Here is an 8,072-nt window from a genome sequence, read left to right as displayed (position 1 = left end):
CCGGCTCAAGCCTGGTGGTTGGGGGGGTGGGGGGCATAGGGCTATTCGGCCGCTACTCACCCACGGTGGGCTCCAAGGTCTACGTGGTGAACCGCTTGGGGTACCGGATACCTTTTAGATCCAAGGACCTGCTAAAGCACGGGGTTTCCCTGGAGATAGACGTGGAGGCCCCGCCGGATGAGGCGTCCTACCTGAGGTTTGAGAACTGGCAGGGGGGGCAGGTTTACCTGGCGGTTAACGGTGAGGAGCGCCCCGTGGCGGTGGTGGAGAAGCCCTTTGACAGCTCCGGGCGGTTCCTGGGCACCCTGTACCAGGTTCCGGGAGGGGTGAGGGCCAACCACCCGGGGGTGATATGCGTGAGCACCAGCCCCCTGGGGGAGATAGGGGGATTTCAGATAGTCCCCATAGGCCACGTGTACGACCGGGAGATGCAGAAGGTGCGCAACATGGGGCAGTGGATGATCGTAAGGGGGCTGTCCTTTGAACGGCTGGAGGGGGCTTATCCGCTGTTCTATGGCCTCATAAGGCCCTTCGACAGGAGCTCCGGGGAGGATGTGGGCAGGGTGCTGTGCAAGATGGGGGACAACCCGGACTGGCAGGAGCTTCCCGAGGCCTCGGACGTGCAGCCTGGGGTTTTCGCGGACGTGAAGGAGATAAAGATCCTTCTTAAGTAAAAAAGACAAAAGTGCCCATGGGGCGGACGTGGGGTTTTATCATCCTTTGTGGTTTCATCCCTTGCCTTCGCGCTTGTCCTGCGCGGACTTCGTTGAGAAACCCTGGCTTTGGCGCAACCCAAAGCCGGGGTTTCTCTCGTCCTTGCGGTTTTTGGCCTTCATCCTTTTTTCAATATTGCGCCGTCCGGTGCCGCTATTCTTGGTAGACGTATCTTATGCCCTGGAACTCCTCCGGGGCCTTCTCGGTGCTGAGCGTAAGGGCCCCCTGGTGTGCGGAAAGCCGTTTGAGCTTCACCGGGAAGGGCATGCCCGATAGGTCCAGCAGGGGCTGGGCGTCGTCGATGGCCCTTCGGATCTCCCCCATCTGGGTATTCGAGCCGTTCACCTTCACGGTGTAGTCCTTGAGCTCCACCGCCGACTGGTCCTTTATGGAGAGCTCCCCCTCAAGGCGCACCACCGCCGACAGGCCCTTTGAGAGGAACGTACCCGAGGCCTTGAGCCTGCCGTCCTGGAACTCCACGCTGAGCCCCTTCCAGGATTCATCGCCGGAGTCCATCACCGCGTCCTTGAGGAACCGGTTCACGTCCTGGTCCTTCACGGAGCACTGGAAGAGCCCCTCTATGGCGCTGAAGGGGTATCCGCCCGGGGCCTGGTGGTTGATCTTCACGAAGAAGGCCTCCATGGCCACCTGGTCCACCCGGACTCCCGCCGCCCTTGCCCCTTGGGCTGATATGTACATGTGCCTTACCTCCCCACCCTGGGGTTCCTGGTCCAGCACCACCAGCATCTTCTCAGGGCTAAGGGATTTGACCAGGTCCTTCACCAGCGCCTCCCCCTCCGAGGCGGGGGTGAAGTCCCCGGACAACGTCTTCTCCTCCCCAAGGGCCTTTTGGGGAGCCCATGAGAGCCCCGCCGATGCCGCCAGCATGAGGACAACGGCTGCCACCAGGCGCAAGCGATTCCAGTCGGCGAATGGCCGCCGGGCTTTAGGGTTTCTGTCCACCGCCCTGCTTCCTTGCCCGTGGTTGGTTCTTTTGATCTCCGGCTTCTTATTCAGTGTCCTCACTCCTCGGTGCTAATTGGTTTTTGTTTTACATTTCATATCCAGCCTTTGATGGCTTCACCGGTCCCTTGTCCTTTGGGTTTTGGGGCGATCTGCGTCCGGTTATGGGACCAGATGGTTTGATGTGACGATCTTTATGCCCCTTGAGCCCATGGCCTCCTTGGCCTTGGCGAACCCCTCGGCGCTTATGGGTCTTACCGCGTCCTCCACGAAGAACACCGAGAACCCCGCCTCCGCTCCGTCCATGGCGGAGTAGAAGGCGCAGTAGTCCCCCGCCAGGCCCGCGACCCACAGCTCGGAAACCCCCCGTTCCCTGAGGTACCCTGCAAGTCCCGTGGAGCGCCTTTTGAGGTTATCGAAGAAGGCGCTGTAGCTGTCCACGGAGGGGTCGGTGCCCTTGCGGATTATGAGTTCCACCGGTTCCTGCCTTAGGTCCCTTGAGAGCATGGCCCCGTGGGTCCCCCGAACGCAGTGGTCCGGCCATAGGGTCTGGGGTGCTTGGTCGAGCTGTATCACCTCAAAGGGTCGGGTGTCCCGGTGGTTTGATGCGAAGCTCAGGTGCTCCCTGGGGTGCCAGTCCTGGGTGGCCACCACCAGGGGGAAGCGGTCCATCATGCGGTTTATGACCGGTATGACCTGATCTCCTTCGGGCACCGGCAGCGCTCCGCCGGGCAGGAAGTCGTACTGCACGTCCACCACCAGAAGGGCTCTCATGGAACCACCCCTTTTTGAATTTTTGAATTTGATTTTGTCCTTGCCCGTCGGCGGCTCCTCGTATGACTTAAGGAGAAACTATCACAAAAGGCCTGGAATTGCATTCCCTTGCGTCTTATTTGTGTTGGTCCCCTTTGGCGGCTTTGCCTTTGGAGCCTTAAGGTGCGGCCTTCATGATTTTGCGGCTTTGGCTTCATCGATGGAAGAGTGGCGTGGGCGCTTGACGTATCAGCAAAGCCCATGTATGGTTTTCCAGTAATATCTGAAATATCAATAGTTATTTAAAATAAATTCGATTTAGTTTGCTTTCCACCGTTTTATGGGGGGGAGGTCGGGGGTTTTATTCCCAAATTACGGTGATGTCCGTCGGTTTTGTTGGCCTTTTCTTGAGATTGGAGGTGGTGTGCCGGGGCGTTGGGTTGATCGCTGTGGAGTTTGATATTTTACATTTCAACTTGGGAGGGGTTGCTGCTATGAGAAGGTTGCTTGCGGGGCTTTTGCTGGTCTTGGCGTTCGTGCCCGCCGCGTTCGGCGCGGAGGTCACCCTCAAGTTCGCGGGGCAGTACCCGGCGGACCACCCTGGAAGCCGGCTCATGAGGGACATAGCGTCGGAGATACTCAAGCGCACCAACGGAAGGATTGCCGTGAGGGTGTACCCGGGGAACCAGCTGGGGGACTACACGCTGGTTTACGAGGAGCTCATAAAGGGCACCATAGACATGGCCCTCATATCGGTACCCAGCCAGTTCGATCCCCGCCTGGAGCTCATGTACGTGAACGGCTACGTCCGGGGCTACGACTCCGCCAAGAAGATATTCTCCCCCGACGGGTGGCTCTTCAAGAAGATGGACGAGCTCAACGGAAGGCTCGGGGTCAAGCTGCTGGGCTTCTACGTGGAGGGCATGATAGGAACCGGCACCACCAAGCCCGCCAAGGACCCCTTGAACCCCAAGGTGGACAAGGGCATCCTCTGCCGGGTCCCCAACATGGACGTGTACAAGCTCGGGGCTGAGGCCATGGGCTACAGGACCATAACCATACCCTACGCGGACGTCTACCAGGCCATGCAGACCGGGGTCTGCGACGGGGTCAACGGCTTTGCCACCACCGCGGCCCTCACCGCCCTGGGCGACGTGATCAAGTACTGGTACGCCACCAACTACTCCATGGAGTGCATCAACTTCTTCATGAGCAAGAAGGTGTGGGACAAGCTCAAGCCCGAGGACCGGAAGGTCATAGCGGACGTGATGACTAAGGCCACCATAAAGAGCATCGACGAGGCCAAGGCCCTGGACGAGGCCTCCATGAAGGCCATGGAGAAGAAGGGCATCAAGGTCTTTCGCTACAGCGAGGCCCAGCTGCTGCCCATATCCAAGGCCATAGCGGAGAGCTGGCCCAAGCTGGAGAAGAAGATGACCCGGGAGCTCATGGTCGAGTTCAGGAAGAACCTGGCTCCGAAGTAGGTAAGTGCTAAGTTCCCCGCCGGGCGGCGCCGTCATCCCCCATGGCCCTGTCCCCCGCCCGGCGAGGCCTTCTTATGGGTTCCCTTCATGCAGGGCCCCTTCGAAGGCCCTCTTCCAGGACCGATGGATTGTCGAAGAAAGGAGAGTGCCGGATTTGGAGGATTTGACCCAGGCAGTTCTCGATTCCTCCCCCACCCCTTGCGAGGCCTCCGAGAGGAGGTCCAAGGGGTGGCCTGTCCTTGAGCTTGTGGGGCAGCGGTTTTTTGGCGCCATATGCATGGCCATGTCGATCCTTTTGGCCCTCATGATAGGGGCCGCCACCCTTATGAGGTACGTATTCAAGACCGACCTTTACGGCTACGAGGAGTGGGTTAAGCTCTTCGCCTTCTGGCTCTACTTCTCCGGCGCCGCCTACGGGGCCCTCAACGGCACCCACGTGTCCGCCGACATAGTGAACTCCTACGTGCCCGAGGGGGTTTTCAAGCGTGCGCTGGTGCTCCTTAAGAACCTCATAACCGTGGGGGTGTCTTCCCTGTTCCTCTACTACGGTTACGACTTCTTCATGTTCGGCTTCAAGGGTCCTTTGGGCAACGGGATCGCCGTTCCCATGACCACCGTCTGGCGGATACCCCTTTGGACCTCTTACGGCGCCATATTCGGCGGGTTGGCCTTCATGGTCCTTTACTTTGTGAGGGACCTCTGGGTGAGCTTCGTCCTCCTGCTGGAATCGCTTGGAGGGGTGAAGAGATGATATACGTTGCCCTTGTGGTGCTCATGTTCTGCCTTCTCATCGGCGTCCCGGTGCCGGTGAGCTTCATGGCCTCCGCCGCCTGGCTCATCTTCTTCGGAGGCCCCGACGGCCTGGGGTACGACCCAAGCCAGCTGCTGCCCTACGGCTTTGCCCAGATGAACTCCGTGTCCCTCATAGCCATCGCCATGTTCATAATGGCTGGTGGCATAATGGAGAGGGGCCGAATAGGGGAGAGGCTCATAGACCTGGTGGACGTCTTCGTGGGACACCTCAAGGGAGGCCTCGGCATAGTGGGCACCATATCCTGCGCGGTCTTCGGCTCCATATCCGGCGCCGCTTGCGCCACCCTGTCCTGCATAGGAAGCATAATGTTCCCCCGCTTCGAGGCGGGAGGGTATCCCAAGGGGCACGCGGCGGCGCTTATGTCCAACGCCTCCCTCCTGGGGCTTCTGATACCCCCAAACGCCACGCTCATAATCTTCGCCTGGATAAGCGGGCAGTCCATATTGGCCTGTTTCCTCGCCACCGTGGTGCCCGGGTTGCTTGCCACGACCCTGATATGTCTTGTCAACCTGTACATACTTAAGGACGACCCGTCGGTCCTGGTGTCCCAGCGCAGGAGCCTGCCCGAGAGGTTGAAGCTCCTTAAGCTCCGCTCCAAGGGGGCTATCCCGGCGCTGCTGTTGCCCGTTATAGTGCTTGGCGGGGTCTACGGGGGCATAATGACCACCACCGAGGCCTCCGCCGTGGCGGTGCTGTACTCCATACCGGTGGCCCTTTGGGTTTACCGGGGCACCGACTGGAGGGGGCTTGCGGGGGTCGTCGTGGAGTCCGCCATAACCACCGGCGTCATAATGGCCATGCTTTACTCGGTGTCCATGTTGTCCCGCCTCTACGTCCTGGAGGACCTGCCCAGCAAGATGCTTTACTTCTTCGAGTCCATATCCACCAACCGGTGGGTCATAATGGGGATGATAAACGTCTTCCTGGTCATAATGGGCATGCTCATGGACGACATAAGCGTGGTGGTGCTCACCACCCCAATAATGATGCCCATAATAGCCAAGCTTGGCTTCAACCCCATACACTACGCGGCGGTGGTGGGGGTCAACACCGCCCTTGGGTGCATAACCCCTCCGGCGGCGCCGGTCCTCTACCTTGGAGGGCGTCTTGCCAGGGCCCCAATAAACGAGATGATGGGGCCGGCCCTTAAGTTCATGCTCCTGTGCTGGGTGCCAGTCCTGCTCTTCACCGCCTACGTGCCCAAGCTTGTGCTTTTCCTACCCCACGTCCTGCTGGGGGTGCCCTGGTGATGACCGCCGTGAGGCCCTCCGCCTCCACCTTGGTGGGGCTTGCCTGCCTTATCCTCCTGGGAGCGGCGGCGCTCACGGACCTTCCGGGGTTCTACGCCCTGTCCGCCGGGGCGGGGGCCCTGTCGAGGGTTCTTAAGAAGAGAGGGCTTTGATCTTTTGCTCCCCCGGAGCGAGCTAACTCAAACTTGAAGCCCCTGACCGCTAAATTTATAATCCTATAATCCTAAGGCGGGAGGGGGCTTGATCTTGTGGCTACTGATGTATCAGCAGACCCCTCGGCTTTCCCCGTTGGAGCCCCGGTTTTAGCGGGATAACTTGGGTTTCCACGCTGGCGTGCCGGCCATGGAGGGGGCCCCGCCTTTTGTGGATCCCATGGTGCTTGATATCTGATATATCTGTGTTAGAATACACAAGGGGGGCTTTCCATTGGAGCTTAACCTCAAGTCGCTCCGCGAGCAGGTGTACGAGTACTTGAAAAGGGAGATGAACGAGGGGCGGCTTAAACAGGGCTCGTTTCTCGACCTCAACGAGATAAGCAGGAACCTTGGCATGAGCAAGACCCCTTTGCGGGACGCCCTTTTCCAGCTGGAGGCGGAGGGTTTCGTGACCATATACCCAAGGCGGGGCATCATGGTGAACCCTCTGGATCTCAAGAAGATAAAGAACATCTACGAGATCCTGGGAGCCCTGGAGGGGGCGGTGGTGGTCAACGAGGCCCTCAAGATCACGGATCAGCATGTAAAGCGCATGGAGGCCTTGAACCTTGAGATGGAGGAGGCCCTTGGGGACGACGACTTCAATCGTTTCTACCGGTTGAACCTGGACTTCCACAACACCTACCTTGGGCTCTCGGAGAACCAGGACCTGCTCCACACGGTGAGGATACTCAAGGAACGGCTCTATGACTTCCCAAGGAGCAAGGGGTTCGTGAAGGAATGGGAGCTCAACTCAGTTAAGGAGCACCAGGAGATAGTGAACCTCCTTGGGAGGAAGGACTTCAACGGAGCCGCGGAGTACATACGGGACGTGCACTGGTCCTTTGAGGTGCAGGAGCGGTTCATAAGAAAGTACTACTTCGCAAGTCAATGGGAGCTGGACCCTATAAAGGAGACCAAGGAAGAAGGTTCCATGTAACGACGGGCGGCCCTTGGCGACCGCCCAAGGGGGGCGGTGTGCCGCGTGAAGGGTTTAGTTTACGACGTAAAGCGCTACTCCATCCACGACGGTCCCGGCATAAGGACCACGTTCCACCTCAAGGGGTGTCCCTTGAGATGCCTTTGGTGCCACAACCCGGAGAGCTGGGAGTTCGGCCCCTCCCTCTCCTACTCCGTGGAGAGGTGCGTGGCCTGCGGGCGGTGCGTAGGGGCCTGCCCTAAGGGGGCCCTTAAGATCGCGGAGAGATTGCTGATAGACCGCGCTGTCTGCGATCTTTGCGGCACGTGCGCCGATCAATGCCCAACCGAGGCCCTCAAGAAAGTGGGGTTTCAGATGACCCCCGAGGAGGTGCTGCGCAAGGCCCTTGATGACGAGATCTTCTTCGACGAGTCCGGCGGAGGGGTCACCTTCTCCGGCGGGGAGCCCCTCTCGCAGATGGAGTTCCTCCTGGCCTGCATGGGGCTTCTCAAAGACGCGGGGGTCCACGTGGCCTTGGACACCAGCGGCTACGCCCCCCTTGAGGGGGCCCTTGCGGCCGGCAGGGCATCGGACCTAATCCTCTACGACCTTAAACACATGGACGACGAGCAGCACCGGCGCCTCACAGGCGTTGGCAACGGCCCGGTGCTGGAGAACCTTAGGGCCCTCGTTGAAGGGGGCTGCGGCGGGAAGATATGGATAAGGTTCCCCCTCATACCATCGCTGAACGATCAACCTTCCAACGTAAGCCTCATGGGGAAGACCATGTTGGAGCTTGGGCTTAAAAGGATTCACGTGCTTCCGTATCACTCCGCGGGGATGCAGAAGTACCGCCGCTGTGGGCTGGAGTATGGGCTTGCGGAAATGCCGGAGGTGGCCCCCCCGTCCGCCGATTTGATGTGGGAGGTGGCGGGGATCCTTGAAGAGATGGGCTTGGAAGTCAAGGTGGGAGGGTGATGA

9 protein-coding genes are annotated in these 8,072 nt (G+C 59.5%); 7 read left to right on the top strand and 2 right to left on the bottom strand.

The genetic code is table 11. The features are described from left to right. Positions 1-674 (top strand): hypothetical protein (locus N2315_05215; GenBank protein MCX7828595.1); only part of this gene is annotated, 674 nt, incomplete at its 5' end. A gap of 193 nt (positions 675-867) precedes the next feature. Here the strand turns inward: N2315_05215 and N2315_05210 are convergent. Then, positions 868-1,620: a DUF2993 domain-containing protein gene (locus N2315_05210; GenBank protein MCX7828594.1), complete on the bottom strand. Its 753-nt coding sequence runs from the start codon at positions 1,618-1,620 to the stop codon at positions 868-870. Positions 1,621-1,839: 219 nt separating this feature from the next. After that, the gene (gene pncA, locus N2315_05205; protein MCX7828593.1) at positions 1,840-2,451 is read right to left on the bottom strand and encodes a bifunctional nicotinamidase/pyrazinamidase; all 612 of its coding nucleotides are present in this window, start codon (positions 2,449-2,451) and stop codon (positions 1,840-1,842) included. A 473-nt stretch (positions 2,452-2,924) separates the two neighbouring features. Here pncA and dctP point away from each other — a divergent pair, with 473 nt between their 5' ends. The 6 genes from dctP (at position 2,925) to N2315_05175 (ending at position 8,069) form a co-directional block, all read left to right on the top strand. After that, positions 2,925-3,914, top strand: a complete 990-nt coding sequence (dctP, locus tag N2315_05200) for a TRAP transporter substrate-binding protein DctP (protein MCX7828592.1) — start codon at positions 2,925-2,927, stop codon at positions 3,912-3,914. A 154-nt stretch (positions 3,915-4,068) separates the two neighbouring features. Beyond that, on the top strand, positions 4,069-4,665 hold the full coding sequence (locus tag N2315_05195; GenBank protein MCX7828591.1) for a TRAP transporter small permease: 597 nt from the start codon (positions 4,069-4,071) through the stop codon (positions 4,663-4,665). Further along, positions 4,662-5,978, top strand: a complete 1,317-nt coding sequence (locus tag N2315_05190; GenBank protein MCX7828590.1) for a TRAP transporter large permease — start codon at positions 4,662-4,664, stop codon at positions 5,976-5,978. The genes N2315_05195 and N2315_05190 overlap by 4 nt, the downstream gene beginning before the upstream one ends. Further along, positions 5,978-6,130 (top strand): hypothetical protein, encoded by a 153-nt coding sequence (locus N2315_05185; GenBank protein ID MCX7828589.1) that lies wholly within the window; start codon positions 5,978-5,980, stop codon positions 6,128-6,130. The genes N2315_05190 and N2315_05185 overlap by 1 nt, the downstream gene beginning before the upstream one ends. 274 nt (positions 6,131-6,404) lie before the next feature. Beyond that, entirely contained in the window at positions 6,405-7,112 is a 708-nt protein-coding gene (locus N2315_05180) for a GntR family transcriptional regulator (protein ID MCX7828588.1), read from the top strand. Positions 7,113-7,157: 45 nt separating this feature from the next. Further along, entirely contained in the window at positions 7,158-8,069 is a 912-nt protein-coding gene (locus N2315_05175) for a glycyl-radical enzyme activating protein (GenBank protein ID MCX7828587.1), read from the top strand. The last annotated feature ends 3 nt before the right edge of the window (positions 8,070-8,072 follow it).

Source organism: Thermanaerothrix sp., from assembly GCA_026417795.1.
In the GTDB taxonomy this organism is placed as follows: Bacteria; Synergistota; Synergistia; order Synergistales; family Synergistaceae; genus Thermanaerovibrio.
The sequence above is the reverse complement of the archived record's forward strand: the minus strand, read 5'-3'. Positions and strand labels throughout refer to the sequence as shown.